Annotated in this window: 24 protein-coding genes; 12 read left to right on the forward strand and 12 right to left on the reverse strand. The window is 61.5% G+C overall.

Going from position 1 to position 26,528, the window contains the following annotated elements:
• A partial coding sequence (locus tag ACNPN0_RS06050) for a choice-of-anchor G family protein (RefSeq protein ID WP_448938856.1) occupies positions 1-1,954 on the reverse strand: 1,954 nt, incomplete at its 3' end.
• A 406-nt stretch (positions 1,955-2,360) separates the two neighbouring features.
• On the opposite strand from ACNPN0_RS06050, the gene ACNPN0_RS06055 reads away from it, so the two are divergent.
• Entirely contained in the window at positions 2,361-3,026 is a 666-nt protein-coding gene (locus ACNPN0_RS06055; protein ID WP_166650865.1) for a LuxR C-terminal-related transcriptional regulator, read from the forward strand.
• 17 nt (positions 3,027-3,043) lie between these two features.
• Here ACNPN0_RS06055 and ACNPN0_RS06060 read toward each other — a convergent pair whose 3' ends face one another.
• From ACNPN0_RS06060 to ACNPN0_RS06070, 3 genes are all read right to left on the reverse strand, one after another.
• A complete protein-coding gene (locus ACNPN0_RS06060) occupies positions 3,044-3,757 on the reverse strand; it encodes an SH3 domain-containing protein (protein WP_133834867.1) in 714 nt (237 codons plus the stop codon).
• Between the two features lie 100 nt (positions 3,758-3,857).
• The gene (locus ACNPN0_RS06065; RefSeq protein ID WP_133834868.1) at positions 3,858-4,358 is read right to left on the reverse strand and encodes a ferritin; all 501 of its coding nucleotides are present in this window, start codon (positions 4,356-4,358) and stop codon (positions 3,858-3,860) included.
• 145 nt (positions 4,359-4,503) lie between these two features.
• A complete protein-coding gene (locus tag ACNPN0_RS06070; protein ID WP_448937242.1) occupies positions 4,504-6,948 on the reverse strand; it encodes a Tex family protein in 2,445 nt (814 codons plus the stop codon).
• A gap of 129 nt (positions 6,949-7,077) precedes the next feature.
• On the opposite strand from ACNPN0_RS06070, the gene ACNPN0_RS06075 reads away from it, so the two are divergent.
• On the forward strand, positions 7,078-7,374 hold the full coding sequence (locus ACNPN0_RS06075) for a hypothetical protein (RefSeq protein ID WP_286172318.1): 297 nt from the start codon (positions 7,078-7,080) through the stop codon (positions 7,372-7,374).
• 43 nt (positions 7,375-7,417) lie between these two features.
• Positions 7,418-7,828, forward strand: coding sequence for an RNA-binding S4 domain-containing protein (locus ACNPN0_RS06080; RefSeq protein WP_133834871.1), 411 nt, complete (start codon positions 7,418-7,420; stop codon positions 7,826-7,828).
• Here ACNPN0_RS06080 and ACNPN0_RS06085 read toward each other — a convergent pair.
• Positions 7,825-9,774: a prolyl oligopeptidase family serine peptidase gene (locus ACNPN0_RS06085; RefSeq protein WP_448937239.1), complete on the reverse strand. Its 1,950-nt coding sequence runs from the start codon at positions 9,772-9,774 to the stop codon at positions 7,825-7,827. The genes ACNPN0_RS06080 and ACNPN0_RS06085 overlap by 4 nt on opposite strands.
• A 75-nt stretch (positions 9,775-9,849) precedes the next feature.
• Here ACNPN0_RS06085 and ACNPN0_RS06090 point away from each other — a divergent pair, with 75 nt between their 5' ends.
• Positions 9,850-10,389, forward strand: a complete 540-nt coding sequence (locus ACNPN0_RS06090; protein WP_133834873.1) for a DUF1697 domain-containing protein — start codon at positions 9,850-9,852, stop codon at positions 10,387-10,389.
• A 62-nt stretch (positions 10,390-10,451) separates the two neighbouring features.
• Positions 10,452-11,108, forward strand: a complete 657-nt coding sequence (locus ACNPN0_RS06095) for a trimeric intracellular cation channel family protein (RefSeq protein WP_448937238.1) — start codon at positions 10,452-10,454, stop codon at positions 11,106-11,108.
• On the opposite strand, the gene ACNPN0_RS06100 is transcribed toward ACNPN0_RS06095, so the two are convergent.
• Positions 11,105-12,361, reverse strand: coding sequence for an MFS transporter (locus tag ACNPN0_RS06100; RefSeq protein ID WP_105658856.1), 1,257 nt, complete (start codon positions 12,359-12,361; stop codon positions 11,105-11,107). The genes ACNPN0_RS06095 and ACNPN0_RS06100 overlap by 4 nt on opposite strands.
• 17 nt (positions 12,362-12,378) lie before the next feature.
• Positions 12,379-12,933: a TetR/AcrR family transcriptional regulator gene (locus ACNPN0_RS06105; RefSeq protein WP_105658857.1), complete on the reverse strand. Its 555-nt coding sequence runs from the start codon at positions 12,931-12,933 to the stop codon at positions 12,379-12,381.
• A 134-nt stretch (positions 12,934-13,067) separates the two neighbouring features.
• Between ACNPN0_RS06105 and ACNPN0_RS06110 the strand changes: the two genes are divergently transcribed.
• The 3 genes from ACNPN0_RS06110 (at position 13,068) to ACNPN0_RS06120 (ending at position 16,202) form a co-directional block, all read left to right on the forward strand.
• Entirely contained in the window at positions 13,068-14,585 is a 1,518-nt protein-coding gene (locus ACNPN0_RS06110) for an MFS transporter (RefSeq protein WP_448937237.1), read from the forward strand.
• Positions 14,586-14,879: 294 nt separating this feature from the next.
• On the forward strand, positions 14,880-15,083 hold the full coding sequence (locus ACNPN0_RS06115; RefSeq protein WP_013349999.1) for a cold-shock protein: 204 nt from the start codon (positions 14,880-14,882) through the stop codon (positions 15,081-15,083).
• Between the two features lie 126 nt (positions 15,084-15,209).
• Entirely contained in the window at positions 15,210-16,202 is a 993-nt protein-coding gene (locus ACNPN0_RS06120) for an LLM class flavin-dependent oxidoreductase (RefSeq protein ID WP_400343820.1), read from the forward strand.
• On the opposite strand, the gene ACNPN0_RS06125 is transcribed toward ACNPN0_RS06120, so the two are convergent.
• On the reverse strand, positions 16,189-16,671 hold the full coding sequence (locus ACNPN0_RS06125; protein ID WP_448937236.1) for a hypothetical protein: 483 nt from the start codon (positions 16,669-16,671) through the stop codon (positions 16,189-16,191). The genes ACNPN0_RS06120 and ACNPN0_RS06125 overlap by 14 nt on opposite strands.
• Positions 16,672-16,692: 21 nt before the next feature.
• The gene (locus ACNPN0_RS06130; RefSeq protein WP_448937241.1) at positions 16,693-17,931 is read right to left on the reverse strand and encodes an MFS transporter; all 1,239 of its coding nucleotides are present in this window, start codon (positions 17,929-17,931) and stop codon (positions 16,693-16,695) included.
• Between the two features lie 243 nt (positions 17,932-18,174).
• On the opposite strand from ACNPN0_RS06130, the gene ACNPN0_RS06135 reads away from it, so the two are divergent.
• The 4 genes from ACNPN0_RS06135 (at position 18,175) to ACNPN0_RS06150 (ending at position 21,126) form a co-directional block, all read left to right on the forward strand.
• Complete coding sequence (locus tag ACNPN0_RS06135; protein WP_133834920.1) at positions 18,175-18,651, forward strand: Lrp/AsnC family transcriptional regulator; 477 nt, start codon at positions 18,175-18,177, stop codon at positions 18,649-18,651.
• A gap of 135 nt (positions 18,652-18,786) precedes the next feature.
• A complete protein-coding gene (locus tag ACNPN0_RS06140) occupies positions 18,787-19,050 on the forward strand; it encodes a hypothetical protein (RefSeq protein WP_105658861.1) in 264 nt (87 codons plus the stop codon).
• 46 nt (positions 19,051-19,096) lie between these two features.
• The gene (locus tag ACNPN0_RS06145) at positions 19,097-20,002 is read left to right on the forward strand and encodes a LysR family transcriptional regulator (RefSeq protein WP_105658862.1); all 906 of its coding nucleotides are present in this window, start codon (positions 19,097-19,099) and stop codon (positions 20,000-20,002) included.
• Between the two features lie 59 nt (positions 20,003-20,061).
• A complete protein-coding gene (locus ACNPN0_RS06150; protein WP_133834880.1) occupies positions 20,062-21,126 on the forward strand; it encodes an enoyl-CoA hydratase/isomerase family protein in 1,065 nt (354 codons plus the stop codon).
• On the opposite strand, the gene ACNPN0_RS06155 is transcribed toward ACNPN0_RS06150, so the two are convergent.
• The 3 genes from ACNPN0_RS06155 to ACNPN0_RS06165 are packed head-to-tail and all read right to left on the reverse strand — an operon-like array spanning position 21,123 to position 26,449.
• Positions 21,123-22,889 carry an FMN-binding glutamate synthase family protein gene (locus ACNPN0_RS06155; RefSeq protein ID WP_105658864.1) on the reverse strand — a complete coding sequence of 589 codons (1,767 nt, stop codon included), beginning with the start codon at positions 22,887-22,889 and terminating at the stop codon, positions 21,123-21,125. The two genes, ACNPN0_RS06150 and ACNPN0_RS06155, sit on opposite strands and share 4 nt — an antisense overlap.
• Before the next feature lie 60 nt (positions 22,890-22,949).
• Entirely contained in the window at positions 22,950-24,710 is a 1,761-nt protein-coding gene (locus tag ACNPN0_RS06160; RefSeq protein ID WP_133834881.1) for an amino acid ABC transporter ATP-binding/permease protein, read from the reverse strand.
• A complete protein-coding gene (locus ACNPN0_RS06165) occupies positions 24,710-26,449 on the reverse strand; it encodes an ABC transporter ATP-binding protein/permease (RefSeq protein ID WP_448937235.1) in 1,740 nt (579 codons plus the stop codon). Before ACNPN0_RS06165 ends, ACNPN0_RS06160 begins: the two co-directional genes overlap by 1 nt.
• Positions 26,450-26,528: the final 79 nt, after the last annotated feature.

A 26,528-nucleotide genomic window follows, 5' to 3' on the forward strand; every position in this document is an offset into this window, starting at 1 on the left:
CATCGGTAGCGTCAGCATCAACTGCATCGGTAGCGTCAGCATCAACTGCATCGGTAGCGTCAGCATCAACTGCATCGGTAGCGTCAGCATCAACCGCTGCGGCAACTACTTCGAAAGTGACTTCGTCCGTAGAATTCGCATCATCGTCGCCGTCAGTCGCTACTGCAGTCTTTTCACCGGGAGTCACGCCTTCAAACTCGACGGTCCAAGTCCCGTCTTCGCCAACGATGGCTTCCTCGGTCAAATCATCTAGCGTTACGGTGATGGTCTTGCCTGGTTGAGCAGAACCTTCAACGGTAACGACTTCGCCTTCCGGAATCTGTGCACCATTTTCCGGGGAAGTGATGATGACTGATGCTTCATCCGCAGCTCGTACTTCGGAACGTGCAAACGAGATCTTGTTTGCACTATCACCCATTGCAGGCAGCAGCGTCACCGAAAGCGCAGCAACGTAGTCGCCAGCCTCCGTAGAATCCTGCTCGCTATCCGGATCGTCGATTACAGTGGTTCCCTGCTCATTGACGGTGATCTCAACGATCTCGTTGAGAACCCCTTCAACTACTGGTTCCAGAGGATCCGTTACGCCATTGACGATTCCGGTGATGACGCCAGGCAGTCCGTCAATTACCGGATTGACCAAGGTACCCAAGGCACTGCCCACGACATCCACTACACCAGTGGCCAAAGGAGTAATAAGGGCTCCGAGGTCGAGTCCCGCCAGAGTCAGATCGACGTTCGTCGTCGGCTGGTCTTCAACTAATCCCAAGAAGCTAGCAACGCTTCCTTCTACGGTTGCGGTACCTGATGCCAGGGGAAGTAGCAAACGCGCTTCTAGGCCAAGATTTACCACGATGTCGATTTGGTCAAGCGCCGCAACCATACTGTCGCGAAGATCCGTTACTAAATTCGAAAGTGCAAGAGTGATCTCATCTGCAATTTCCTGAACTGCCGTGGTGCTTAGCACTTCATAATTTGCAGGCTTACCATTGAGTCCGCCAGTAGTGATCTTTGAAAGGTCAACGCTAATGTCGCCTGACCCGAGATCAATGGTTACCAGCCCAGTATCAGAAGTGACGACGCCAGTCAGTACGTCGTTCTTGACTTGCGACAAAGCCGCGTCAATACCATTAAGGGCAACCGTTGAATCTGTGACACCGATACGCGCGAGAGGGCGCAGATCGATATCAATTGCTTCAAGGCCAGAAGTAATGGTGCCCAGTACACCTTCAGTCGACAAACCAGTGTTGAGTGTCGTACCAAGATCATCGACAACGGCGCCTAGCGCGCTAGTCAAGCCCTCGACTGCAGGGCTGCTAACGGTGGCAGACGCGCCTGCGACTAGGTATTGCGTATCCAAGGTGCCGTCGGTCTTGTCAGCGGTTGAGCCCAACGCGCCGATCTCCAACGATGCTTCGTCGACAATCTGGTCGGTCAATCCGTCTACACCGAGTTGACCAAGCAATCGGGTCAAGTCGACGTTCGCAGTCATATCGCCCGAGTTAGTGCCGTCGAGACCGATGGTTCCATCAGCACTGACTGCGCCTGCTCCCGCCTTCGCGCTAGTCACACTCGGGGTTTCGGCGTACGAGCTAAGAACTCCAGCTTCACCCAAGGTCAGAAGTCCAGTGCCGTCACCGTTGATCAATGGCACGTTGCTGAGTCCTGTACCCAAGTTGAGGTTCAGAGCACCCAAAGCTTCAACGTTTAGTGGATTATGAACTGGGCCCGGCGCGCTTGGATTGCCAGCATAGGCAAAACCAGCGTCAGCAACAGGAATGTCCAGCAAGTTCAGATCCAGTACGCGACCCAGGGCTTCAGAGCCGTCAGCAGGTGCCGCGTATGCGGCAGTTACGGTAGGAGCCACGAATAGGCTGGCAACGACTGCCCCTGCAAGAACGCGGCGTGCGGCACGCGGTTTCTTGCCATTCTTAGGTGGCAAATTATTTGCTTGCACCACTATCCTCCAAAAGTTGGTTGTGATCTAGGGAACCCCAAAGAGCTCCTATTTGACCCTATGCTGGACGAACCCCGACTCACAGGTTTCTTTCAGCCATTTCTTTGCATACTCAGGTCAAACTTCTTGGCCACACGGTCAGATTCGATGGCCAGCAGGTAATACTGAACAGTAATTTAACTTCCTGCCATTTGAGGAAATAATGCACTTACAACCACTGACATGAAAATTTACCCAAACAGTGATGTAACAATATGACAACAACCTTGCAATGCTATCTGTCAAACCAAGGGATTTGACTAGTTGGCCATAGACTGTGAATCACCTGCTAGCTTTCCCCGCCTCAGAACGGGTTAGGAAGGATTGGCCAGGACAATTCCAGTTCGTAGTGATGGAGGATTCTTGTATGTCTCATATCCGTATTCATCTGGCTGATAGTGACCATTTCTCACGGGCCGGGATTGCTGGCGTCTTAGCCGAGGCCAGCGACATGGTGATCGAGCATGTTTCGGATTGCATGTCCGAGGCCGTTCAAGCTGCAGCCGAGCTGGAGCCGGACCTCGTCATCCTGGAATCGTCGCTGAATGGGACGGATCTGTTCTCCTCGATCCGCGAAATCTCCGAGAGTGCACCAAATACCAAGATCGTGGTGTTGGCTACCCGATACCAGCGGGACGATATCGCCAAGGCCTACGATGCTGGCAGCTCGGGGCTGATCTCGAAAAGCTCCATCAGCGCGGAACTGCCCAGCGCACTGCGCATGCTCGCTGCAGGCTACCAACTTTTTGCCCAGCCGTCGGACGGCTGGGAATCGACCGCGAAAATCGTGCGCCGCTCAGGCCAGCAATCCGTCGTGCGCAAGCTCAGCGACCGCGATCGGAGCCTGGTGCGCCTGGTCGCGGCCGGGCTCACCAATTCTCAGATCGCCCGTATCGCACACATCTCCGAAGGCTCGGTGAAGCTCCACTTGGCGCGCATCATGGAGGAACTGAGCGTCACCAATCGTGTGCAGCTGGCAGTAGTGGCGACAGAATCCGGATTGGTTTCGTCTGCAGATCTGCAGATCGCCTGAAACAGAATCGAATCTGGTCAGTACACCGTGCGAAGCTGACTGGCAGGGATCCACATTTCTTCGCCGTCACGGTCAATCTGCCGCCACGCGCCCTGGCGCGCAACGATGACCACGGCCGTGTCGGCCGGAAGAATCCGCACCAGCGAGTAATGGTCGCCAGGACCGCGTCTCGCGTTCAGTCCGATGGTGGTCAGTGCCCGCTGGTTGGGGACGGCGATCAGCCCGCCCTTGGCTGGACGGGAGGGAATCTCCTGCAGGTACATGCTGGGAACCCAGCCCAGCAATTTGCCGCACTGCACCTGGGACCACAATCCCTGCTGGAGCATCGAGCGGACCTTGGACCCCTGGTCAATGACCTTGAGCACCGGATACCCAGTGCCGCTGCCCTTGCGCAGATTCAACGTTGCCGTCGTCGCATGGGTGGCTTCGATCAATGAATAGCGTGAAAGAACTGGCTCGGCCAGCTCGTCATCGTCTTCGGCAACTACCGGCTCGTCAAAGACCGCCGGGATCGCTTCAAGATAGATATTCGGCAGCCAACCGTAGATCTGGTGCACGAGAACATGCGCCCACGAGCCGTTGACCTCAATCAGGACCAGCTCTGTGCCGTGCTCCAAATGGCTCTGCACTACGTAGTGGCGGCCGGCGCCCTTGCGCAGCTTGAGCGAGGCAGTCGTCCGGTGGGTATTGGCAATGGACGACGTCCGAGCCGACTGATGTGGATAGCCCACCTGGTTCACAACCACCTCAAATGAAAAAACTTAGGGAAGCAACCACCGGTTGCTTCCCTAAGTTTATTCCATTTTTAGAAGATGCGTGCTTCGCCGCCTCCTAGGATGCGGAAGAACGCGAGCCGAGCTCTGCATCCAGTCGCAGCAGGCCGCTTCCATCGTTGCCGATCATCCTGACCCGATCCAGGATTTCACCAACGGTGGCTTCCTCTTCAACCTGCTCATCGATGAACCAGTGCAGCAGCGGCAGGGAGTCGATGTCGCCCTCGGTCTGTGCCAAACGGTACAGCTCGCGAATCGCTCCGGAGACCTTCTGCTCGTGAGCCAAGGAAGCCGCGAAGGCATCTGCAACGCTGTTCACATTCACAGTCGGGGCAGGCTGCTCGCCAATCTTCGGGTGGGCCGAGCGGTCGGTCATGTGGGTCATGAACTTTTCCGCGTGCACGATTTCCTCGCCGGCCTGGGCACGGAACCAGCCAGCAATGCCGGGAAGGCTCAATACGTCCATTTCAACTGCCAGCTGACGGTAAACCGTTGCTGCGGTTAGTTCGAGAGTTACCTGGGTGCTGAAGGCTTCTGCCAGTTTTCCTGTAAGTTCCATGTCATCAGACTAAACCTGTTTTGCCACCTTGTCACCGAAGTTCGGACTCACTTAGTCAAACCTGAATTAGGGAATCATCCCAAGTTGGGATCGAGTTAATGTAGCCGATACTAACCTAACTTAGGCATGCCGATACGATGCTAACCTACTTGCCCAGTCCTGCTCTGCGCAGCGCCTCGGCCATCGCGGTGTTGCCCGGTGCAGCCGGTTTGCCCTGCGCGGGCTCGGCTTTGCGGTTCTGCCCAGTGCGGCTCTGCCCAGTGCGGTTCTGGCCCGGGCGCGCCGAACGGCCAGCTCCCGGTCCCTTGCGTTCGCCTGGCCCGGAATTCCTGGCCTCCGCGCCAGCAGCAGGCAGTTCGTCATCCAGTCGCAGAGTCAGCGAAATGCGCTTGCGCACGGTATCCACTTCCAGCACCTTGACCTTGACAATCTGGCCGGAGCTGACCACTTCGCGAGGATCCGAAATGAACTTGCTGCTCATGGCCGAGACGTGGATCAGGCCGTCCTGGTGGACGCCCAGGTCCACGAACGCACCGAAGGCCGCAACGTTGGAGACGGTGCCTTCCATGACCATCCCCGGCTTGACGTCCTTGATGGTCTCGACGCCTTCCTTGAGCGTGGCCGTCACGAACTCGCCACGGGGGTCGCGGGCAGGACGGCGCAACTCGGCAATCACGTCACGAATGGTTGGCTCGCCAAACTGGTCCGTGGCGAAGTCCTGCGGGTTCAGCTCTTCAAGCCGGCGGCCCTGCGCCTCAGCGCTGCTCTGCAGGGTCTTGGCCAGGACATAAGCTTCGGGGTGCACCGAGGAAGCATCGAGTTTCTCCTTGCCACCGGTAATGCGCAAGAAGCCCGCGCACTGTTCAAAGGCCTTGGCTCCCAGACGCGGTACCTTCAGCAGATCCTTGCGGGTAGCGAAAGGGCCGTTGGCGTTACGGTGATCCACGATATTGCGGCTCAGCAGCGGCCCCACGCCGGCTACCCGGGCCAGCAAGGCAGGGGATGCGGTATTCACATCGACGCCTACGGCATTCACGCAGTCCTCGACCACCGCATCCAGCGCGCGGTCCAGCTTCGAGGCAGTGACATCGTGCTGGTATTGGCCCACGCCGATGGACTTCGGATCGATCTTCACCAGCTCGGCCAGCGGGTCCTGCAAGCGGCGGGCGATCGATACCGCGCCGCGCAGCGACACATCCATATCCGGCAATTCCTGGCTTGCCAGCTCGGAGGCCGAGTAGACCGAAGCGCCGGCTTCCGAGACGATGACCTTGCTGACGCCCTCGCCGCCAAGCACCTTGATGACCTCGGCAGCTAGTCGGTCTGTTTCGCGCCCCGCTGTGCCATTGCCTACCGCAATCAGCGTGGTGCCGTGCTTCTGGGCTAGCTTGGCCAGTACCGCGATCGATTCATTCCATTTATTGGCTGGCGCATGGGGATAGATCGTTGCCGTTTCCACCGATTGGCCGGTCAGGTCCACCACTGCAACCTTCACACCGGTGCGCAGGCCCGGGTCCAAGCCCAGCACGGCCTTGTTCCCGGCCGGCGCCGCCAGCAGCACATCGCGCAGGTTCGCCGCGAAAATCTTCACCGATTCGTCTTCAGCGGCCTCGAACAAGCGCGAGCGCAGGTCTGATTCAAAGCGGGTCAGCAGGCGGGCTTTCCACGCCAAACGCACAGTCTGCGCAATCCATTTGGCAGCCGGCGCACCGGTGGGAACGTTCAGCCCCAGGGAGGAGGCGATAGCGTTCTCGTAGGCGCTGCGTGCTTCGTCCAAGGCACGCTCGTCGCGTGGATCAGCTTCAGCGAGCTGCAGATTCAGCACGCCTTCGCGTTCACCGCGCAGCAGGGCCAGGACCCGGTGTGATGGCAAGCGATCAAGTGGTGCCACATAGTCCAGGTAATCGGAGTACTTTCCCTGGCCCTCTGCGGTGGCGCCCGAGGCGACGCTGGCACCGATCTTGCCGGTGTTCCACAGGCGTTCGCGCAGTTCACCGGCGAGAACGACATCCTGGGATACGCGCTCGGTCACGATGGAACGCGCGCCGGAAAGCGCATCTGCGTCGGTGGCAAATCCTGCATCCGGGTTCAGGTAGTCGGCAGCTGCCTGCACCGGATCCGTCATTGGGTCCGCGAGCAGCAGATCGGCCAAGGGTTCCAGGCCAGCCTCGCGGGCAATCTGGGCCTTGGTGCGGCGCTTGGATTTGAATGGCAAGTACAGGTCTTCGAGTTCCGCCTTGGTGCTAGCGGCGCGAATCGCTTCGGCAAGCTGGTCGGTCAGCTTGCCGGCTTCGGCGATGGCTTCCAGTACAGCTGCGCGGCGGTCTTCCAATTCACGCAGGTAGCGCAACCGTTCTTCGAGCAGGCGCAGCTGGCTGTCGCTGAGCATGCCGGTAACCTCTTTGCGGTAACGGGCAATAAAGGGAACGGTGGATCCGGAGTCCAGGAGCTCGATCGCTGCCTTGATCTGCCAGAGGGCTACCGCGGATTCCTCGGAGAGTTCCCGGGCCAGTTGGGCAATGATTTGCTGCCCCGTTGCGCTGTCATTTGCGGTGTTCTTCTGCTCGCTAGTCACCGATCCATTGTGCATCATGCCATCCGATCTTCAGATGATCGACTCGGTTGGCATTCAGCAGAAACTCAATCTCCATGGCTATGATTTATTGTTATGGGGATTGAGAAAGTTCGAAAGGCAACAGCACTCGTTGCGATTTCGTGTATGGCGCTATTGAGCACCGGATGCGCATTTGTTGAAGACACCGCGGCCGACGCGGCTAACCAGCTGACCGATGCAGCGTCCAAGGAAATCGTGCGCCAGGCCTGCGCACCGGTCCAGGACGGCACCATTGACGCTAGCGAACTTCGTGTCCTCTCGTCCATTGTGAAGTCGGTCCAGGGCGGTGGCCTGCCGCAAGACTTGGTCGATGTGCTCCAGGAGCTCGCAAATTCAGGAGACCAAGCACCCGAAGCGCTGCAGCAGCGCCTGATCGGGATTTGCGACGAGGCTACGGTTTAGCAGCTTCAGCGGCACTAGCCACCTGCTGATCTAGAATTTTCCCATGGTCGAAATTCCAAGAAGCGGCAAAGTACGTCTCGATGCGTGGCTGTGGTCAGTACGCATCTACAAGACTCGTTCGTCCGCGACCACTGCCTGCCGTGCCGGACATGTTCGCTTGAACGGCGATCCGGTGAAGGCGTCGCAAACCGTTGTCTCCGGTGATCGCATCCGTGTGCGCAAAGACGGTTTCGACCGCGAGCTGGAAGTCAGCGGGCTGATCTCCAAGCGCGTCGGCGCGCCAGTTGCCGCAAAATGCTACATCGACCACACCCCGCCGCGCGAACGCCTGGTCATTCCCCAGGTGCCGATCCGCGAACGCGGCGCCGGCCGGCCCACCAAGAAGGACCGCCGCGAAATGGATCGCTTGCGGGATTCCTGGCAGGCCCCGGATCCAGGTCCTGATCTGTCCTAGGACAGCACGATTGCAGGAACGTCCGACTGGAATTCGAAGATCTGCGCGTAGAAGGCCAATGAGCTTTCCAACGCCTTGATGATGTTCTCCGACTTCCTGAACCCGTGCTGTTCTCCTTCGAAGAGGATGTAGGCATGGGCAATGCCGCGTTCGGCCAGCGCGTCCGCCACGATCTGGGACTGCGCCGGCGGCACCACCTTGTCTTCATCCCCCTGCAACAGCAATACGGGGCAGGAAATCTTCGCCACGTGGTTGATTGGCGCGCGCTTCTCGTACAGATCAGCAGCTTCCGGATACGGTCCGACCAACGTGAACATGTACTGCGATTCGAAGTCGTGGGTGTCCTGCACCAGGCCCACCAGATCCGAAACACCGTAGCGGCTGACGCCCGCGGTGAAGGCATTGGAGAAGGTCAGCGCGCACAGCACGGTCCACCCGCCGGCACTGCCGCCTTCGATGCCGATGCGTGCGGGGTCGGCAATGCCCTGCGCTACCAGCGCGTTGACCACGGCGACGGTATCGGCAACATCGACTACACCCCAGGCGCCGCGCAGGCGGTTGCGGTATTCGCGGCCATAGCCGGTGGAGCCGCCGTAGTTCACGTCGACTACCCCGATCCCGCGCGAGGTGTAATAGGCAACCGTGGCACTGAGCGTCGGGGAAGCCTGGCTGGTCGGCCCGCCGTGCACGAAGGTGACGAAGGGCGGCAGTTCGCCCTCCATTCCTGCGAAACCTTCCTGGGAAGGCCGGTAGAGCAACGCGTGGACGGACTGGCCGGCGAGGTTCTTGCACTCGAACTCTTCAACCTCCGGAAGCACCGCTGGATCCGGCAGCTGCGCAATCGCACGGGTCACCGGGTGGTGTTCCAAGGTGTCGAGATTGATCAAGGTAATTTCTTCGCCCTGGGTCATCGATGACGTGCCAGCGAGCAGCCACCCGTCACGCAGCGCGAACGGGCGGATGCCGGTGAATGGCAGCGCGAGGTCTTCCAATCCCCCGGTGTCCGCGTGCAGGCGTGCCAGCTTGGTGGTGCCGGTGCCGTAGGAGCACAGCAGGGTGCGGGCGCTTTCTGCCAGGTACCATCGTGTGCCCACCTGCCAGAGCGGGCCGGCGAATTCTGCGGCACGGTCAACCAGCCGGGTGGTGCGTGCCGAGCTGTCCTGGTAGAGGTAGGGGTTCCACCAGCCGCTGGCATCGGAGATGAAAGCCAACTGGTCATCATCGAGCCATTCCGGTTGCATGACCGAGACTTCTGCTCCACTGGCGATGACGGTGTCCTCCAGTACGCCGTCTTCGGTGAAGTCAGCCAGGTGCAGCTCGGTGGAGTCCCACGGCATATTCGGATGTTCCCAGCTGATCCAGGACAGCCGGGTTCCCGCGGGGTTCAGCCGTGGCGCTGCAACGAATCGCGCCGGGGCGCTGAGGATGCGGATCTTGCCCGGGTCCTCGGCTGCGCTGCCGTCCAGTGGGATTTGCACGATGTGGCGTACCGGTTCTGCCCGCAGGTCTTCCATGATGGCCAGGATGCTGCCTTCTGGACCCGGGGTGAATTCGGCGAAGCGCAGCTGCGGGTCTGCGTCGGCTACGCTGGCGGGGGTCAGGGCCGCGGCATCGTGCTCCCCGACAGTTTGCCGGTAAACCCGCTGGTCAGCGAAGTTCGCAAAGACAATGGCCGGGGTGCCGCCCTCGATGATCATCCAGCTGGAGCCGCCGTATTCGTGGACCCGGGAGCGCACGTTGAATGGTGCCTGGATGAGCTCTGCACCGGCAGTGCCGTCGGTGCCGTATTCCATGAGCGTGATGCGCCCGCCTTCGGCAGGACGGCCTTCCTGGACAATGAGCTTGCCTGAGAAGAAGCAGGCTCCGCCCAGCGGCTTGGTTCCGGCAGCGACGTCATGCGCGGAAATCGATGATGGCCATGATCCAAAGGGTAAGTGCGTAGGCATATTCTTGATCCTAGCGATCTTTATGACTCACAACGACCCTCGACAAGCATCAATCCGATGCGCTTGGATTGATCCATGACTAGATACGCCGTATTCCTGCGCGGGGTGAATGTCGGTGGGGTCAAGGTCCTGATGAAGGACCTGGCCCAGCTGCTTCTCGCTGCTGGTTTCACCGACGTGAAAACCCTTTTGGCCAGTGGCAATGCGGTGCTCAGCGCATCCAGTTCCGATCCGTTGGAAGTACAGGAGCACTGCAATGCGGTTCTGGCCGGGCACTACCAGCGGCCGATTCCCACGCTTGTCTGCACCGTCGCGGAAATCCAGCAGCTGTCCCAGCCCTTCCCGCTGCCCTTGCCTGATCCGGCCAGCGAACACCATGGCTACTTCACGCTCTGCGAATCGGCTGAGGATGCCCAAGCGGTGGGCGCCGCTATCCAGGGACCCGCTGGGCCAGGAGCCTACCTGGTCCAGGGCCGTGCCGTAGCGTGGATTGTCCGCAAGGGCGAAAGCACCGCGAATCCCCTCGGGAAGCTCATGGCCGCACAGGCAAAGCAACGCATTGTGACGACCCGTAACCACAACACCCTGGTCAAGCTCGCCAAGATTCTTGGCTGAGCTCGCCGGTGAGCAATAATTGAGCCTTGACCACCCACTGATTGACCTGCAAAAGGCCCGAAATGTACATCCTGATCGAGCTCATGGGCATTTTCTTCTTCGCCGTCGCGGGTTCATTGATGGCCGCGCGCCGTGGCTTCGATCTGCTCGGTTCGGCCTTCCTCGGCGGGGTCTGCGGACTGGGCGGCGGAGTGGTGCGGGATTTGATTCTCAATCAGTCCCCGGCGACTTTCGCGCATCCGGTCTACTTTGTGCCTCCGGTGCTCGCGGCGCTGTGCGTCTACGCGTTTACCCCCGCGGTGCAGAAGCTGCACCGCCTGGTCCAGCTATTCGACGCGGCAGGCCTGGGCCTGTTCTGCGTCACCGGTACGCTCAAGGCCCTGGAACACGACTTCAATCCGGTCACCGCGGTCCTGCTTGGTGTCATCACCAGCGTAGGCGGCGGCTTGATGCGCGATGTCATTTCCAACGTCACCCCTGATTTGTTCAACCCGCGCGATATCTACGCGTTGGCCGCCATGGTGGGTGCCGTGCTCACCGCCGTGGCCTGGCATCTGGGGCTGATGAACGTTCCGGTGGGCGCCGGCATTGCCGCCTTGGCTTTTGCCATCCGCGTGGCTTCCATCCGCTTCGGCTGGTCGGTCCCGTTGGCCGCGGGCCATTGGCATCGCTCCCGCCCCACGCCACCGTGCAGCGAGGGTCCGCAGCGCCACTTCTAGTCGATGCGCTCGAGCTTGCCCAGGTCCTCGGTGCCTGGCGAATCGTCTTCGATGGTGCGCGGCGGATTGATGATGATCGCGCCGACCAGCATCACGATGACGCAGCCGCCGAGCATCGAGAAGGCCGCACCCCATGAATCGGTGGCTTTCTGCACCACGCCGAAGAGCATGGGAACCACTGCGGCACCGGCATAGCCAAGGCCCTGGGCGAAGCCCGAGAGCACGCCTGAACCGTAGGTCGTGCGCGAGCGCAGGTTCATCATCAGCAGCGCAATGGCGAAGGTGCCCTGCCCGAGGCCGGCCAGGCAGATCCACAGCGCAGTGTTCTGCGTTGGCGACAGGTAGATGCCAAGGTGCCCGGCAATCCAGCACGAGGTGAAGACCAGGACTGCAATGATCGGGTGCTTCAGCCGAGGCACCCAGAGCGGAACCAGCAGGCTGACCGGCAGGCCGAGGATCGCGAAGAGCGCCAGCATGTTGCCCGCTGCCATTTCATCGAGACCGCGGTTCTGCAGGTAGGGCGGAAGCCAGGTGAAGTAGACGTAGGTCTGCGCCGAGTTGCCGGCCAGGAAAATTGCCAGGCCCCAAGCCACTTTGGACTTCCAGGGGTTGATCTTAGCGATAGGTTGCGGATGCCCGCTGGCGTGGACGGGATTATCCGGGCGCTGTGTCCCGCGGTCGGCAAGCAGCTGCACCAGCCATGGCACCAGCACGATGCCCGACAGGGCGGCCCAGGAACCAATGGAGATCTTCCAGTCGCTGAGATTGGCCAGTGGAACAGAGAACTGAGGGGCCATCCAGGTGCCTATGGCCAGCATCGTGACATAGCCGCTGGTGACCATGCCGATACGGTCAGGGAAGTACTTCTTGACCAACGGTGGCAGCACCACATTGCCCATGCCGTAGCCAGCCAAGGTGATGATGGACAGGGCGAGGAAGGAATAGACCTCGGGCATGAAGATCCGCGCTACCTGGCCGATGACAGCTAGGCCCAGCGAGATCATCAGGGTTTTTTCCAGGCCGAAAGCCTTGATCAGCCGCGGAGTGAGCAGTCCGAAGACTGCGAAAGCAATGGGCGCGAGCATTGCCAGCAGGCCGGTGGTGAACTCGGTGAACGCGATATCCGCTTCAATGCGGGAGAGCAATGGGGATACTGACACCACTGCGGCGCGCAGGGACAGTGCCAGCAGCAGGATGCCAAGCAGCGCTCCAACTCGTCCTCTGATTGGAGAAGCAACGCTCTTGTTCTTCATTGATTTCTACCTGCTCGCTATTCGTTGAGGTTTCCCAACTTTTTTATTCTCGAGACCAACTCTAGTAAGCGATTGAGCTCGCCATCAAAATTGCGTTCGTACCAAGTCCCGGGCAGGGCCAGGTTCGCGTAGAGCCCCTCGCCGGCGAGCATCACCAGATGCGCGATGTCCTTGCTACCGACTTCATCCAGAATGCACCGGTACCAGCGCTCATTGGTGCTCTCGATTTTTTCCGTCGCGGCTTTGACCCCGGCCTGGGCCAGGCGTTGCAGGGCCACCAGGTGCCGATCCAATTCGGTATCGACTTCCGCGCTGGTGCGCACGTAATAAACGGACGCCCCTTCCGCTGAGGTGCGCATCCCCTCGACATCACGGGCAACATGTTCCTCCGCGGCCTCGATGACCGCGTCCGCCAGCGCATCCTTGGAGGCGAAGTGGTAGAGCAGCCCGCCCTTGGAGACCCCGGCGCGTGCGGCCGTGGCATCCAGCGTGGCTGCCCGCTCCCCCTCTTCGCACAAGAGCGCGATATAAGCGTCAAGCACTTTGCCGCGGGCAGCAGGTGGGCGAGCCATAGTTCTCCGTTCCAAGGTGTAGTTCGTGATCGATCTGACTTTACCAACAATTGTAACTATACCGTCTAGACGGTACAGTTAACAATTGCGGGCAAATCTCCGCGCATTCCACTACCTATCCAAGGGCGAACGTCATGACCTCGAATATCTCCGAACGCGTTACAGTGCTCAGCAAGCCGCGCCGTTGGGCGGCACTGGTGGTCCTGCTGTTCCCTGTCCTGCTCATTTCCGTCGACAACACCGTGCTTTCCTTCGCGGTCCCGGCAATCACCGGAGCCCTGTCCCCCTCGGGGAACCAGCTGCTGTGGATTATCGACATCTACCCGCTGATCCTGGCCGGGCTGCTGGTCCCCATGGGATCACTGGGCGACCGCATCGGCCGGCGCAAGCTGCTGCTGATCGGCGCGACCGGCTTCGCACTGGTTTCCGCCCTCGCCGCTTTCGCCACGGATGCCACCCAGCTGGTGGCCGCCCGTGCCCTGCTTGGCGTCTTCGGCGCAATGCTCATGCCGGCCACGTTGTCCTTGATCCGCAATATCTTCCCGGATGATACCGAACGCCGGACCGCCATTGCGGTGTGGGCGGCGGCCTTCTCCGGCGGTGCTGTGCTTGGCCCCATTGTCGGCGGCGTGCTGCTCGAGCACTTCTGGTGGGGCTCGGTCTTCCTGATGGCCGTGCCAATGCTCCTGCCCCTGCTGATCGGCGGCATGATCCTTGTTCCCGAATCCAAGGACCCGAACCCGGGCCGCGTGGATCCGTTCTCGATCCTGCTGGTGGTCTTCACCCTCCTGCCTTTTGTCTACGCCATCAAGACTGCGGTAACTGCCCCGTGGTACTTCTCGGCCGCGGCCATCGTCCTGGCCATTGCCTGCGGTGCGGCTTTCGTACGCCGGCAGCTCAAGGCCGAACAGCCGATGCTCGATGTCCGCTTGTTCAGCAACGCACTGTTCTCTGGCGCGTTGATGGTCAACCTGATCGGCATCTTCTCGCTGGTGGGCTTCATCTACTTCGTCTCCCAGCATCTGCAGCTCATTGCAGGGTTCTCCCCGCTGGTGGCGGGACTGTGGATGACCCCGGGCCTGGTGCTGACCATGGGCTTCGGATTGCTCTCGGTGGCGCTCTCGCGCCGTTTCGGCACGCCGAACATCATGGCCATCGGCCTGATCCTCTCCGCGGTCGCCTACCTGCTGGTGATCCTGGCCGGGGAGGGATCCAATTCCTTCCTGCTCATGACCGCGTTTGCTGTCCTCGGTACGGGAATCGGCATGACCGAGACCTTGTCCAATGACATGGTGCTCTCCGCAGTACCCGCTTCCAAGGCCGGCGCGGCATCGGCGATCTCGGAAACCGCCTACGAAGTGGGCTCGGTACTGGGCATTGCAGTGCTCGGTACCATCCTGAATACGGTCTACACCTCGCGGTTGCTCGCGCCCAGCTCGCTGACCGATGCCCAGCTGCAAACTGCCGGCGAGACCTTGGGCGGAGCGCACCAGGTCGCCGCCGATTTGAGCGCCGCCGATGCGCAAGCTCTGCTGGGCTCCGCAGCCATGGCCTTCGACCACGGAGTCCTGCTGACATCCGGCATCGCCGCGGCGTTGTCCCTGATCGCTGCCGTGGTCGTATTCCGCGTCATCAAACCGGCATTTCGGTGAACTCGGCTCACCGCTTAACCAAATTTCTGATTAATTGGTTCAAAGTTATTCATTTGTCGTCACCAAACACGTAGGCTAGGCAATGTAGTTCCAAAGTAATTCGCGAAGTACCCGTTAGAAGTTTGTGAATGTCGTACCACCTCGGTTGACGCGAGCCCCCTTCTAGACGTGAAGTGAATGACTTGGCTGCTTCGCATTATCCGTTCTCCATCCTGGAATTCGGAGGATGCGCAGATTACAACCAAGCTCGCCAACTAAACCGGCGAGAAACGTCTGAAAGGACCAAATAAGAAAATGGCAACCGGAATCGTCAAGTGGTTCAACGCTGAAAAGGGCTTCGGCTTCATCGCTCCAGACAGCGGCGATCCAGACGTCTTTGCACACTTCTCTGCAATCCAGACCCAGGGTTTCCGCACCCTGGACGAGGGCCAGAAGGTGGAGTTCGAAGTTGTTGAGGGTCCAAAGGGTCTGCAGGCTGCAGACATTCGCGCTCTCTAAAGAAGGTCTTTGGCGCTAACGCCAGACTTAGCCAAGGAACGGCTATCCGCACTGCGGATAGCCGTTCCTTGCGTTTGAGGCCGAAATTACTGGAATACTTCCCGTACGCCACCGGTTGTACCCAGTGTGAAGCTATCTATTCTGGATCTTGCTCCGGTTGAACCCGGAACAACTATTTCCGACTCTTTCAAGTCCTCCGTCCGCTTGGCGCAAACTGCAGAACGCCATGGGTATGAACGCGTCTGGTACGCGGAACACCACAATATGCCCACCATTGCTTCCAGCGCGACCTCGTTGCTGATCAGCCACATAGCCCACCACACCGAGAAGATTCGCCTCGGCTCGGGCGGCATCATGCTTCCGAACCACTCCCCTCTGGTGATCGCCGAGCAGTTCGGCACGTTGGCCGAAATCTACGGCGACCGCATCGATTTGGGCTTGGGCCGTGCACCGGGTACCGACATGACCACCCTGCGTGCCTTGCGCCGCGACCCGTCGGCCGCCGATTCCTTCCCGCACGATGTGCTGGAGCTGCAGGCCTATCTCGCCGGCGAATCCAAGGTTCCTACCGTTCAGGCGACCCCGGGAGCAGGAACCAACGTTCCGCTGTACATACTGGGCTCATCGCTCTTCGGTGCCAAGCTCGCCGCCCAGCTGGGACTGCCGTATTCCTTCGCCTCGCATTTCGCACCGGCTGCGCTGCATGAAGCGATCCGCATCTACCGCGAGGAGTTCACCCCCTCAGAGCAACTGGCTGAGCCGTATGTCATTGCCGGCGTAGGCGTGCTGGCTGCGGAAACGGCTGAACGAGCGCATGAACTGCTGGACGTTGCCAAGCGCCATCGCGTGTCAAGCTTCATCGGCCGTTCCGCGAAGAAGGAATTCACCGAAGCTGAGATCGATATGCTCATGGATACTCCGCAGGCGCAGCAGATCCTGGACATGATGCGCTACACCGCGGTGGGCACCGGAGAACAGGTTGCCGAATACCTGCGCCACTTCGCTTCGGCAGCGCAGGCAGATGAACTGATCACCATCCATTACCCCACCGAGGAGCACGCTCGACTCGACTCGGTGATGATTACCGCCGAGGCCTGCCAGCTGGCTAGCGCCCGGTAATTCTGATCCAGCGCTTGGCTGCCATCAGCAGCAGCGCAACCAAAGCGAGGGTCAAGCAGAATTCCACGCCAATATAGGCGTAATGCCATAGCGATCCGCCATCGGAGACTCCTGCAAGCACCGCATCGGTACGCGCAGACAGACCCGGGCGGATCGCTGCGGTTTTAATCAGCAGCAATAGGCCGACCAGCCCTACGCCCCAGCCCCAGGCCTTGCCGGCAGCGCGCTTGGCCGACCCGGCCACCAGGGCAATGAAGAAGATGATCTCGACCATGTTCATGGCGAAGAAGACGCGGCGTCCAATGCCCAGACCCAGGGGAATGGTGATTCCGGGTGCGGTGAATTTCAGTGGTGCCTCGATGAATGAAATGCCGATGATGAGGCCGAGCCACAGTGCAGAAATGTAGATGCGTGCAGCCACGGCCCACTGAGCGCCGCGGCTAGCAGGCGCTGGAAGGGGACTAGTCATGCCTCCACAGTTCGCCCGGTTCTAGCGTGCTTTGCGCAGTCCTGCCAGTGCCCAGACGGCTAGCACTACCGCCACCACGGCGCAGCCGATGGAGAAGACCAGGATGCTCTGCTGCTGCCCGAAGACCCCGACGGCCCAGCCCAGCGCGATGACTGGAACAGCACTGCCCAGGTAGGTCACCAGGTATATGGTGGACACGGTTTGGGCGTGCTGCTTGTCGTTGACCGCGTCCACCGCTTGAGCGAAGGCAGTGCGGAAGGCCATGCCCTGGCCCAGGCCCACGAATACCAATGCCGCGATGGCCCATGGCAGCTGGCGATGCTCGGCAGCTACGGCCAGCACTACGGTGGAGGCCGCCATCAATCCCAGACCGATAGGCAGCAAGGCCTTGCCGCCGCGCACGACCAGCTGCGACAGGGCGGATATGCCCAAGGGCAGGCCGGCAATCAGGCCAATGACCAGCACCGAATCCAGGCCAAAGGCTTGGGCGAAGTACCCAGGTGCCAAGGACAGCACGAAGCCGAAGATGGCGAAGCTCAAGAAGCCGACGAGGGCAGCGAGCCAGAACGGTGCCCGGGCCGAGCTGGGGACGCCCAAGCGGCGTGGGGCCAGTGCCTTGCTTCGCTGGCCGCGCTCAGCCAGCGCAATGGCCGGACGGGCCTGCAGTGTGCTCAACGGGACCAGGACCAGCAGCAGCAAGAACGCCTGCACCATGAACACGGTAGTGCGCCCGCCGGGCAGATGAGCCAGCAGCCCGCCCAAGACCGGTCCGAAGGCGACACCGCCCGATGAGGCCAAGAGGGTGAATCGCGAAGCCCACTCAGGCCGCGCAGGAAGAAGTTCACGCAGGGCCGCGGCGCTAGCACCGGTAGCCAGCGCGACACCGGCGCCCTGCAAGCCACGGCCAAGGCACAGTTCCAGCAGGTTGCCGGCCGATCCGAAGACCAGGGTTCCAGCGAAGGAAACAACGACCGCGATCACCAGCGCCGCACGGCGTCCGATATGATCCGACCAATGCCCCACGGTGGATAGGAAGAGCATCAGCGAACAGACGTAGCTGGCAAAGGCCACGGTGGTTCCCATGGCGCCAAGGTGCAATTCGGATTGGAGTGCCGGATACAGCGGGGTGGCCAGGTTGGCTCCGACCAGCAGCAGGAAGCTGACGGACACGGTGATCACCAGTCGAGCGGTCAGCCCGGGGTTCCAGAAGAGTACGCGATGGTTCATTGGCTGCATGCGCAGCTCGCTGATAACCGACAAATTCACTCCCGGGATCAAAGTAGTCCAGACCAGCTGGGCACGAAGAATGCCCAGAAAGAGTTTTTACCGGTGGGGCCACTCGCTGCCCCACCGGTTAGTTGAGCGTTCTGCTTGCGTTTGTCTACTACAACAGATCGTTCACTCACTAATATCCGCCTGCTAAAAGCAACGAGAGAGATTTCTTGCTAGCATTTGAGCAGATTGTTCAATATTTTGTCCCCGCAGATAACCCGGAGTGAGCATATAGTGCGATTAGACGATGTAGACCTGAAAGTGCTGCTCGCACTGATCAAGGATCCCCGCATCCAAATCTCTGAACTCGCAGATGAGGTCGGTGTTGCGCGCAACACAGCTCAGTCGCGATTGCGCCGTTTGCAGCGCGCCGAAATCCTCCGCGACGGCGGCCGCGACATCGATCTGAGCAAGCTCGGCTACGACGTCCTGGCCTTCGTGACGTTGGAAGTGAACCACCGCGATCTGGATACCGTGGTCACCGCGCTGCGCCAGATCCCCAGCGTGCTGGAAATCCACGAGACCTCCGGACGTGGAGATCTCTGGGTGCGGCTCATCGCCACCGACACCCACCAGCTGCAATCAGCACTGCGCCAGATCCTGCGCGTCAAGGGCGTCACCCGTTCGGAAACAACCTTCGCGCTCCATACGCACCTGGCCTACCGTGCCGCTCCCCTGCTGGAGCACTATGCCGAACATGACCACTGAGAAGTCATTCACTGTCAGCTGCAGAAAACAAGTCTTTCGTTTCCCGAAGCAGCGTCCTACTCTGGTGATACGAGAAGTCACGAGGTAAATCCCCGGCTTCCGGCGGATCCCTCGTATTCGACGAAGGAGTACGCAATGACGAAGGATTTCGACACCACAGAATTTGCGCCGGAGTTCGGCAACGACATCTACGAACCGGATGACGGACGCGATTCCCAGGCTTATGAGGGCTCAAGCGACATGCCGGAAACCATGCGCAACCTCGACCCGCTGGCACAGCGCAATTACCTCTACGACGATGACCTGGAAACCGAAGACCAGCTCGACAACGAATTCGCCGCAGACGATGACGACGACGAGGAAAGCACAGAGCTTGTTGACCTTGAGGACGAACTCTAGGCCGTGGGCTAAGCAAATCTTTGGCTAAAGGCCATAGACTTTAGAAGTGATTAATCCAGTTCATCTGCGCACATTGCTCGAAGTGGTGGCGCATCGTTCCTTTGCCACGGCCGCAACCCGCTTGGGCTACACGGCCAGCGCTGTCTCCCAGCAGATGACAGCGTTGGAGCGAAGCACCGGTACCACGCTGTTCCTGCGCGGCGCACGCTCCATCACCCCGACGCCAGGCGCCCTGCGCATGGTGCGCCATGCCAAACGGGTGCTCACCGACCTCGACGCCCTCATGGCAGACGTCGCCACCATCTCCACCGAAGCTACCGACCTTGAGGAAATCAAGCTTGGCATCTTCCCCTCGCTGGCGACCTACGCGCTGCCGCAAATCCTCAAGGCACCGGATTGGTCCTCCTTGGGCATCAACCTGCGCCTGTGGATCGGCGAACCCCAGCAAACTGTCGCAGGCCTTGGCACCGGCGGCGACCTCGACCTCGCACTGATCTTCCAGGTGGGACCCGGCGGACTGTCGTGGCCAGCGTCCCTGGAGCGCACCTGGTTGGGCGATGACCAGTTCCGGGTAGTGATCCCGGCGTCCTGGCCCATCGCTGAAGACGCCCAGCTGACCGTGGACCAGTTGGCCGAATGGCCATGGATCTTCCACCACCCGGGCACCTCGGATGCCACCTTGATTTCGCGCTTGTTCTCTTCCTACAACATCCACCCGCAGGTGGCTGCCTACTGCGACGACTTCAATGCGTCGCTGAGCCTGGTTTCCTCGGGACTGGGCGCCGCCCTGGTTCCCGATCTGGCCATGGCCAACGCTCCGGAAGGCATCCGCATCGTTGATGCCCCCGAGATTCGCCTGGCCCGCTCCATCTTCGCGTTGAAACCGGAGAATTCCAAGAAGCCGAAGGCCGCGCTGGTATTGGACCGGCTCGCCCAGGTGCTCTCCCGCTGATTCGTTGCGCCGCGGCGCCACTGTTGCCTGCATCCGTCCCAAGAAAGAGGAATGTCCCGGTGGAGAACCAGACCCCTGCATCTTCCAGCGATGGCGTAGTCATCTCGGCCGTGCATGGACCAATCGGCCACATCGAGCTGAACCGTGCCAGCAAGCTCAATGCGTTGACCCTGGAAATGCTCATTGAGCTGGGCCGGGTGCTGCGTGCGTGGGCCGTGGACCCGTCGATTTCGCTGGTGCTGCTCACCGGCCGCGGCGAACGCGCCTTCTGTGCCGGAGGAGATATCGCCGATTTCCACGCAGCAGTCACCACCGGACGCCATCAGGATTTCATCGATCTGCTCGCGAGAGAATTCGAACTGGATTACCTGATCTCCACCTATCCCAAGCCCCTGATCAGCTTGGCCCATGGCATCACCATGGGTGGGGGCATCGGCCTGGCCTCGCACGCACCGGTGCGCCTGGTGACCCCGAACGCCACCATGGGAATGCCCGAAGCGAAGATCGGCTACACCCCGGATGTGGGAGGCAGCCACCTGCTGGCCAGCGCGCCGGGCCACTTCGGCGAGTTCTTTGCAATGAGTGCGCAGTCCTTCACCGGTGCCGATGCCGTACTTCTCGGTTTTGCCGATGCCGTTGTCACCGAGGACTTCGCCCAGAACATCCTCGATGAGCTCGATGAGTTCGCGGGGCTGAATGCCGGAGAGATCGCGGCTGCTATCGAGGTCATGCACGGTGCGCCCGAGTCCTTCGCCTTGGAACTGGACCGCGGCTGGATCGATCATGCTTTCAGTGCCGCCACCCCGCAGGAAGTCTTGGCACGCTTGGAGCAGATGGTCCATCCTTCGGCGCAGCGTGCCGCGCAGATGCTGGCAGCGAATTCCCCGACCAGCGTGGCCAGCGCGTTCTACAACGTGCGGGCTGCACGTGAGGAGCAGGACCTGCGTTCGGCCTTGGACCGCGAACTGCGCCTGGCTCGCTACCTGATGCACCGTGCCGATCTTGCCGAGGGCATCCGTGCCCAGGTCATCGACAAAGACCGCAACCCCACGTGGATTCCGGCTTCGCTGGAGGAAGTGGACCACGAGGCGTTGCGGTCTCTGGCTGCTGATTCGGAAGGCTAGCTGTCAGCTCCCGGCTTGCCTTCTGGCCGGGTGACATCTGCATGCACCGGGCGCACCTTGGCTGAATCCCTGGGCTCGATGCGCGGTGCGTTCACTGCATCGGCTGGTTCGCGAACCACCGATGGGGTGATATCCACGCTCTTGGGCGCGGTGTAGGCCAGCGGTGCATGCTCGCCGAAGTGGTCCGCGTCTGCTTCATCCCAGTCTTCCATCCAGGAACCTGGAATATCCTCGAGCAGTTCGCCGGGACGCAACCACTGGAACAGCGAAGCGTAGGAGCGAGTGGACTGCAGGTTCACCCGGCGGCGCAGCATCCGGGTGTTCAGCTGCTCCGGGCTGGTCAGTCCCATCGATGCCATGATCTGCGCGCATTCGGTGACGGTCAAGCGATGGTAGTTGTAGACGCGGTGGCCCTTGTCCTCCACATCCAGGGCACGCATCAGGCGCTTGTTTTGCGTGGCTACGCCTACGGGGCAGTGGTTGGTGTGGCACTGCTGGGCCTGGATGCAGCCGGTGGCCATCATCATGGAACGCGCCGAGAAGGTGAAATCCGCTCCCTGGATCAGCCGCTTGATGATGTCGGAGCCGTTGGCGACCTTGCCTGCCGCGGCGAGGCGGATTTCGTCGCGCAGTCCCGCACCCACCAAGGTGTTGTGCACCAGCATCAAGCCTTCGGTCAGCGGGGCGCCAACATGGTCCTCGTATTCCAGCGGCGCAGCTCCGGTGCCGCCTTCAGCACCATCAATGGTGATGAAGTCCACCAGGATGCCGGTTTCCAGCATGCCCTTGCACAGGGCCATGACGTCGGTGCGGGAACCAACGCAGAACTTGATGCCCACTGGCTTGCCACCGGAGAGGTCGCGAAGCTTCGCTACGAAGTGCATCAATTCGCGCGGGGTGGAGAATTCTGCGTGGCTGGCCGGTGAAATGCAGTCCACGCCCATCGGGACATCGCGGGCCTCGGAGATTTCCGCGGTGACCTTGGCAGCCGGCAGCACGCCGCCGAGCCCGGGCTTGGCGCCCTGGGAGAGCTTGATGGTGATGCCCTTGACTCTTTCATGGTTCGCCTTGGCAGCGAAGGTTTCGGGGTTGAAGCGGCCCTGCTCGGTACGGCAGCCGAAGTAGCCTGAACCGATTTCCCAGAACAAGTCGGCCCCGTATTCCAGGTGGTACTTGGTCAGCCCGCCCTCACCGGTTTCATGGACGAATTCTCCCATCGCGGCGCCCTTGTTCATCGCCAGCACGGCGTTGGCAGAAAGCGAGCCGAAGCTCATCGAGGAGATATTCATCAGCGAAATCTCATAGGGCTGCGAGCACTGGCTGGACCCCACCCGTACGCGGTGCTGCGATGCTACCGGGGCCACCGGAGCTGCCGAATGCAGCAGGTATTCGTGGCCGACTTCATTGACATTCAGCTCCGTGCCGAAAGCCTTATGGCTATCGGCGCCCTTGGCCCGCGCGTAGATCAGCGAGCGGGTGTCGCGGTTGAAAGGACGGCCATCGGTATTGCGCTCAATGAAATACTGCTGGATCTCGGGGCGGATGAATTCGAAGAGGTAGCGGGCGTGCCCGACAATCGGGAAATTGCGCAGGATCGCATGCTTCTTTTGCAGCAGGTCCCTGATGCCCAGAAGCACCAGCAAACCGGTGAGCACTACGAGGATCCACCACACCCATTCCCCGGAGGTGCCGGCAAGGATTGCGGTCACCACGAAGCCAGTGAATAGGACAGCCAGGAACAGGAGAACCACTATTCGCATCATGATGCGAGCCTAGTACCTCCCCGCTGCCTTGTCAGTTCCATCCATTGAGCGGGGCGTGGATCAGCTTGGCAAAATCCGGTCCGCTTCGCGCACGGCCATGCGGGAGAACAAGGATTGCCCATCGGCCAATAGCGCTGGCGCCGCACCGCGTTCCAGCACCACTCCTTCATGGAGCACCAGCACGTTCTGCGCCCGGGCCAGGATCGATAGCCGGTGGCTGATCATCAGCACCGCCATCCCTTCACCGCGGCGGCGTTCCACTGCTTCCAGGACCAGCTGTTCGCTGCGTGCATCCAGGGCGCTAGTGGATTCATCGAGGATCAATACCGCGGGGTTGCGCAGCAGCGCCCGGGCCAGGGCCACGCGCTGGCGCTGGCCACCGGAAAGCCGGGCAAAGCGATCCCCCAACCGGGTCTGCAATCCGGCCTTCTGCTGGCGCAGCCAGGGGCCCATGCCCAGCTCGTCGAGGACCTGCTCCATCTCGGCGTCGCTGATCCCGTCTGCACCCAGCAAGAGATTCTCGCGCAGCGTTCCACGGATCATCACCGCCTCTTGGGAGACCAGGATGATCCGGGTGCGCAGCTGCGCCAAGCTGGCGGCCTCCAGCGGCACATCGCCGAAGCTGGCGGTGCCGGCAGCTTCCACCGAGCGCACCAGGGCTGCTGCGACCGACGATTTGCCGGAGCCGCTTTCGCCCACCAATGCGAGCAGGGAGCCTGGTTCCAGCTCGAAATCCACGCCGCGAACTACCCGATGGCGCTCGAAGGCAACCGACAGATCCGCCACGCGCAAGGTGCCGGAAGCAGGAAGGGGAACCGGGTTGGCGGGTTCGGAAACCGGATGGCTGGTTATCGCCGTGGCGTACAGCCGGCGAGCGCTGGCCAGCGAATCCTGCAGGCCCAGGATGAACCCGTCTACCGCGCGCACCGCTTCATAGGAAGGGACCAGGGCACAGCACAGCACGATCAGCATGCCGAACTGCCCGGCGGTTCCCAGCAGGACAAAGAGCGCGAGCAGGCTGCCCCAGACCACCAGCTGGGTCAGCGTGGCCCGTACCGCGCCCAGGGTTCCGGCCGATCGCGCCGCTTGCCGGCTTTCGTGCAGGCTTTCGCGCATCCGCGCCATGACGGGTTTGCCGGCATTGAATCCGTGAATCACGTCGATGCCGGCAAGCGTGTCGGCCAGCAGCTGGTTCTGGGTGCCGCGAGCACTGGCGGTGGCCCGCGCGGTACGGCGCAGGGCGCCGACCCCAATGGCCGGGATGGCCAGCCCGATCAGCACATAGCCGGCGAGCAGCACGAGGGCCGGTTGCATGCCGAATACCGCCCAGGTTCCCCAGGTTGCCAGGCCGCTGACTGCCACTGCCGCCACGGCCGGGGGCAGGGTGTGGGCGAAGAACACTTCGACCTTGTCGATGTCGCTGGTGGCCTTGGCGAGCATGCCGCCGGAATTCTTGCTGTCCGCGGCGAAGGGCGCTTGGCGTTCAAATGCCTGGTACATGCGGTTGCGCAGCCGCGCCAGGGACAGGAAGGCCACCCGGTGCCCTACATACTGCTCCAGGTAGCGCACCGCGCCCTTGACCAGCCCCAGCAGGATGACCACAGCGATCAGCGGTCCCCAGCCAAGGTCCATAGGCAGCTGCGCACCGCCCAGGTGCAGGGCCTTGGCCAGGCCGAACCCGGCCACGGCGTAGATCCCCAGCGAAGCCAGGCGAGTGGCGCAGGCCAGCACGCAGGCCAGCAGCAGCGGCGGGAGCAGGTCCTTGGTGCTGCCAATCAGCCAGGCGACGGTTTTGATAGTGGAGATTTTCTGCGTGCGCATTAGTTCCCCTCCCCCAGCTGGCTCCGGCCACTGGCATGCAGCGCATCAGCGCGTTGGCGGAATCCGTCCATGGCTTCCTTGAGATAGCCGTCGGCGGCCAGCAGCTCGTCACGGCGTCCGGCCTGGATGAGCTGTCCGTGGTCCATGACCAGAACATAGTCGTAGTCGGCCAGCAACCCCAGCCGGTGGGTGACGGTGATGACCGTGGTGCTGCGGTCCAAGGAGCGCAGGGTCCCCAGCACGTCCGCTTCGGTCTGGACGTCCAAGGCGCTGGTGGGCTCATCGAGCAGCAGCACGGGACGCTGCGCCAGCAGGGCGCGGGCCAGCGACAGGCGCTGGGCCTGGCCGCCAGAAAGCCGTGCCCCGCCCTCGCCCAGGCGTTGGGCCAATCCCCCGGGTTGCGCCTCGAACCACGCTCCCATGCCGACCTGGCGCAGCGCCACGAGCAGTTCGCCGTCGGCAGCCCGGGGCGCACCGAGCAGGAGGTTCTCGCGCAGGCTCATGCCGAAGAGCGTGGCGTGCTGTTCCACTACGGCGGTATTGGCCTTCAAGGTTGCCGGGCCCATGGCTTGGCGGGCATCGCGGATGGTGCCGGAGGACGCTTCGAGCTGGCCCTGGAGCACGCGCAGCAGCGTCGTCTTGCCGCTGCCCGAGGGGCCGATGATGGCAGTACGCGAACCGGCCGGGAAATGCCAGGAAATTTTGTCCAGCGCGTGGTGCCCGCTGTCGTAGCTGGCGCTGACTTCTTCCAGGATCAGATCGCGGTGGCGCAGGTCCACGTGCAGCGGATTGGCCATGGAGCGGTGCATGGGGATGTCGGCGACTTCGGCCAGTTTCTTCTCGGCAGCCTTGCCGGTCATCCCGATGTAGAAGAAGCTGCCGACGTAGTTGACCGGGGCGAGCATCAGGAAGCTCAGGATCACCAGGGACAGGGCAGAACCCGGGGTGATGGCCCCGGAGCTGGCGCGCCACCAGGCCAGCAGGGCGGCACTGGCGAGCAGCAGCACGGCGAAGCTGGAATCGATGACCAGCAAGATCAACTGGTTGCGGGCCAGCAGTTTCATCACTTGCTGGCGTACGCGTTCGGTGGCCTGCTCGATGCGCGATCCCATCCACCGGCTGCCGCCGTTGAGCTTGAGCATGCCCAGCGAGCGCAGTGCGTCCAGGAAGGTCGCCGAGAGGATGCCCTGGGCTCGGCGGTACTCGCCGTTCGAGGAGCCGAAGCGCCGCTGGAAGCCCAGGACGATGACCGGGACCAGCGCGGTGGGAACCAGCAGTACCAGTGCGCTGAGCGGGTCGATGGCAAAGGCGATGAAGCACAGGATCAATACCGGGGTGGCTACCGCGGAGATGGCCGGGCCGATGAAGCTGGAACGGTATTTCACGGACCGTTCCACCGAGTCCATCGCCGCATGCAGCAGCTCCCCATCGCCGGAGGCGCGCACCGCCAGCGGGCCGATGGACAGATAGTGCTTGAGCAGCTTCATGCGGTGGTACTCGGTCAGGTCGAGGCTGTTGCGCGAGATCACGACCGGGACCAGGAAGGTGGCAACCGCCATGATCAGCAGTTCGCCGAAGGCGCTGGCATACCATTGGGTGCCCAGCGGCCGATGGGCCATGAGTTCATCCAGGCCTTGGCCCACGACGATCACCAAGCCGGCGGTTCCGGCCGCGGCACTGAGGCTCAGTGCCACCACGATGGCTGTTGCAGCCGAAAATATTCCAAAGACCCTACGCACCCTCCTATCCTAGGGCAGAGCACACCGGCAGTTCCGCGCCGTGGGGCTTGCCGTCAAGGCTGGGCCGTGAAGCGTCATA

This window comes from Glutamicibacter sp. AGC84, assembly GCF_053543575.1.

Bases quoted from the DNA above. Each gene is read 5' to 3' on its own strand.
- ACNPN0_RS06055 (WP_166650865.1), top strand. From the start codon at position 2,361: ATGTCTCATATCCGTATTCATCTGGCTGATAGTGACCATTTCTCACGG.
- ACNPN0_RS06065 (WP_133834868.1), bottom strand. From the start codon at position 4,358: ATGGAACTTACAGGAAAACTGGCAGAAGCCTTCAGCACCCAGGTAACT.
- ACNPN0_RS06070 (WP_448937242.1), bottom strand. From the start codon at position 6,948: ATGCACAATGGATCGGTGACTAGCGAGCAGAAGAACACCGCAAATGAC.
- ACNPN0_RS06075 (WP_286172318.1), top strand. From the start codon at position 7,078: ATGGCGCTATTGAGCACCGGATGCGCATTTGTTGAAGACACCGCGGCC.
- ACNPN0_RS06080 (WP_133834871.1), top strand. From the start codon at position 7,418: ATGGTCGAAATTCCAAGAAGCGGCAAAGTACGTCTCGATGCGTGGCTG.
- ACNPN0_RS06085 (WP_448937239.1), bottom strand. From the start codon at position 9,774: ATGCCTACGCACTTACCCTTTGGATCATGGCCATCATCGATTTCCGCG.
- ACNPN0_RS06090 (WP_133834873.1), top strand. From the start codon at position 9,850: ATGACTAGATACGCCGTATTCCTGCGCGGGGTGAATGTCGGTGGGGTC.
- ACNPN0_RS06095 (WP_448937238.1), top strand. From the start codon at position 10,452: ATGTACATCCTGATCGAGCTCATGGGCATTTTCTTCTTCGCCGTCGCG.
- ACNPN0_RS06100 (WP_105658856.1), bottom strand. From the start codon at position 12,361: ATGAAGAACAAGAGCGTTGCTTCTCCAATCAGAGGACGAGTTGGAGCG.
- ACNPN0_RS06105 (WP_105658857.1), bottom strand. From the start codon at position 12,933: ATGGCTCGCCCACCTGCTGCCCGCGGCAAAGTGCTTGACGCTTATATC.
- ACNPN0_RS06110 (WP_448937237.1), top strand. From the start codon at position 13,068: ATGACCTCGAATATCTCCGAACGCGTTACAGTGCTCAGCAAGCCGCGC.
- ACNPN0_RS06115 (WP_013349999.1), top strand. From the start codon at position 14,880: ATGGCAACCGGAATCGTCAAGTGGTTCAACGCTGAAAAGGGCTTCGGC.
- ACNPN0_RS06125 (WP_448937236.1), bottom strand. From the start codon at position 16,671: ATGACTAGTCCCCTTCCAGCGCCTGCTAGCCGCGGCGCTCAGTGGGCC.
- ACNPN0_RS06140 (WP_105658861.1), top strand. From the start codon at position 18,787: ATGACGAAGGATTTCGACACCACAGAATTTGCGCCGGAGTTCGGCAAC.
- ACNPN0_RS06155 (WP_105658864.1), bottom strand. From the start codon at position 22,889: ATGATGCGAATAGTGGTTCTCCTGTTCCTGGCTGTCCTATTCACTGGC.
- ACNPN0_RS06160 (WP_133834881.1), bottom strand. From the start codon at position 24,710: ATGCGCACGCAGAAAATCTCCACTATCAAAACCGTCGCCTGGCTGATT.